The following is a 1534-nucleotide window of genomic DNA, read 5'->3' on the forward strand; positions in this document are numbered from 1 at the left end:
GCTGCTGGTGGCAAGCGCAGCCGACAAGCCATGGGGTCATAACGCGCGATTCGGTACCTTCGTGAATAAGGCGGGTTAAAGAAAGATAAAATCTTTCGGATTAGGTGCGTTTTCTTCTGTGAAGTCTTTTGGGCGTAAGTTTAATTCAAGAATGGTGGGGCAATATTGCTTCCGTCTATAATTTAAGTAGATGGCTATGTTGCAGCTTTGACCTGATAAGTATTCTAGGTGGGGTTTTTGCGGCCGTTTCGCTCTTTATAGCCCATATCCCAAGCCATCCCAGGCCCTGCGCTTATCGCTGGAGCCTGGGGAGCTAGTGCCGCGATACAGTGGCACTGGGTACCTGGATCACCACGGTGCACCATCCCAGCGATGACGCGCCACTGGTGATGGACTCGGTGTGGTAGGGCTATCGATCGGTCGTACTGGACGAAGGAAAGAGCACCGGAGCCGATGCAGGAGCACTGATGAAAAGCGGACAGCTTTTTGTGATGCTGGAAAAGGAACCCCGGCCTGGGGACCAGGGCTTTTTCTGTTTAGCGGCTACTTCCAGAAAATATTCTTGAAAGGCGTCCAAGTATTCCCTGTTGGCGGGAAACCTCTGGAGTGGTCGCATCGCTCGATTTCATGAATTCGATGAACATTTCACTGCGAATGGAAAAATCTCCACTGCAGAGAAATTGGGAGTGTATGGGGTGTAGTGTGATTCGTTCTGCTTCGGAGCCATTGAAAGGAAAAAATACACCGCTTGGCTCTTGGTGCATGGCAAAATCACCCTGCTTCATTCCACAGGATTGGCAGTGATTCATCCAGTAGGATTCACCTGCTTGCTTGCTATAGTTTCTCCTGTAGTTTGAAGAGATTTTCCTTGCCTCATCAGATACTGTGTTAGGAAGCTCTGTGATAAAGAAGGGGTAGGTAGGGCTGTCTATGTAGCACCACTCCACAGAGTTCTCACTCTTAAGCCAAGCCTGGAGCTCTTCTTCTGTATATTCATCACTTGGGCCAAAGCCAGCGTCTTCCGGGTCAAGAGGTTCGACGTATTCAAACCCTTCAGGTAGAAGAAAGCCTATAACTTTTGTCGATGCTCCGCATTTCCAACAGAGCTTTTCGCTTTCAGCAATTTGGTAGCATGCTGCCCTGATATTATAGTCTGGAATATCGGGAAGCCATTTCATAAAACCTGAGGGGTCTTTTCCTTCGGGGACATACCATACCTTGTTCTCAGGATCCCAGCGTGCGCCTAGGCGTTTGGCTTCATCTTTCTCTGAAAATGGTACCTTCAGGTCAGTCCTTGACATATCAGCCTTCTGGCAATTTATGAAATCTATTCGAGGTCGAATCGGTCCGCTGATTCTATATTTTAGCTTAGCCTTATCTCAAGTTTAAGGGCTGTTGCATGGATGGAGTTGCTATGGCCTTTTCTGGGGCCATAGGGCGCCAAGGAGCATATCGTGGGCTCTTCGTCGTTGGGTGTGGAATTTGCCCCCTGAACTGGCCCAGGATATGACCTCCACATGGACAGGAGGTAGAG

General features: G+C 49.1%; 1 protein-coding gene. It reads right to left on the reverse strand.

Features of this window, described 5'->3' with window-relative positions; genetic code table 11:
• Positions 1 to 536: 536 nt before the first annotated feature.
• Positions 537 to 1301 (reverse strand): DUF5710 domain-containing protein, encoded by a 765-nt coding sequence (locus IHD13_RS17965; protein ID WP_195862407.1) that lies wholly within the window; start codon positions 1299 to 1301, stop codon positions 537 to 539.
• Positions 1302 to 1534 lie beyond the last annotated feature (233 nt).

The organism is Halomonas sp. 328, from assembly GCF_015645095.1.
Classification (GTDB): domain Bacteria; phylum Pseudomonadota; class Gammaproteobacteria; order Pseudomonadales; family Halomonadaceae; genus Bisbaumannia.

Bases quoted from the DNA above. Each gene is read 5' to 3' on its own strand.
- IHD13_RS17965 (WP_195862407.1), bottom strand. From the start codon at position 1,301: ATGTCAAGGACTGACCTGAAGGTACCATTTTCAGAGAAAGATGAAGCC.